Annotated in this window: 1 pseudogene; it reads left to right on the forward strand. The window is 78.7% G+C overall.

What is annotated here, in order from left to right:
- Positions 1 to 38 precede the first annotated feature (38 nt).
- Positions 39 to 315, forward strand: a pseudogene (locus WDW90_RS38645) (hypothetical protein); the annotation flags it as partial.

The raw sequence follows: 315 nt of genomic DNA on the forward strand, positions 1-315 counted from the left end.
GCGAGACCTTGACCGGGCGCGCCGAGAGAGCAGGTTCCGTGCGGGCGGACAGCGTCTCCGGGCCGGTCCGGAGCCGTCCCGGAGGCTCCCTGACCCAGACGATCCGCGCCGCCCTCGCGCTCCTCCTCGCACTGACAGGCCCCGCCGCCGCCCAGGCGCCGCCGGCAGTGGCTGCGCCGCCGGCAGTGGCTGCGCCGCCGGCAGCGAATGCGCCGCCCGCCGCGGACGCGCCGATCCTGGCCGACGATGCCCGCATGCTGCCGGTACTTGCCCGGCACGGCATGGTCGCCGCGCAGGAGGCGCGGGCCGCCCGCA

Source organism: Methylobacterium nigriterrae, from assembly GCF_037106235.1.
In the GTDB taxonomy this organism is placed as follows: Bacteria; Pseudomonadota; Alphaproteobacteria; order Rhizobiales; family Beijerinckiaceae; genus Methylobacterium; species Methylobacterium nigriterrae.